The organism is Planktothrix tepida PCC 9214 (assembly GCF_900009145.1).
Classification (GTDB): domain Bacteria; phylum Cyanobacteriota; class Cyanobacteriia; order Cyanobacteriales; family Microcoleaceae; genus Planktothrix; species Planktothrix tepida.
In genome coordinates this window covers 1-464 of sequence record NZ_LN889876.1, presented here as the reverse complement: position 1 = coordinate 464, position 464 = coordinate 1, and the positions used below count along the sequence as shown (strand labels likewise).

Here is a 464-nt window from a genome sequence, read left to right as displayed (position 1 = left end):
CGGTCGAAATATTGCTTTGCTTGTGGTACAGCCTTACGAAACCGTTGTATTAGTTGTGACGAACCAATTATGTCACTGAAATTCAAATTTTGCCCTTACTGTGGTGTCAACTACAAATTTTCACCCAACTAATTAATCATTAATAATAATTACAAATAAATATAGGTAATCTAATTGGCAACTCGTGAACTTTTATCTCCAGCACAGCGACTACAATTTACGGAAATTCCCCATTTTATCACCCCAAGAGATCTAGCTCGCTACTATACTTTTAACAATGACGAACTCCGGGTTATAAAACAGCGGCGTAGACCACATAATCGGCTTGGTTTCGCCGTACAATTGTGTTATCTACGCTTTCCGGGTCGGGTTTGGAGTTTAGGAGAAATCGTACCGGAATCTGTACTTTTTTATATCGCATCTCAATTAAAAATTGACCCAACAATCATCAGAGAATATTCTCA

General features: G+C 37.9%; 2 protein-coding genes. Both read left to right on the top strand.

What is annotated here, in order from left to right:
- The coding region (locus PL9214_RS32890; RefSeq protein WP_139295220.1) for a double zinc ribbon domain-containing protein at positions 1–132 on the top strand (132 nt) is incomplete at its 5' end.
- A gap of 42 nt (positions 133–174) precedes the next feature.
- Positions 175–464, top strand: a 290-nt coding sequence (locus PL9214_RS29565; protein WP_139295223.1) for a DUF4158 domain-containing protein, incomplete at its 3' end; no start/stop codon positions are given.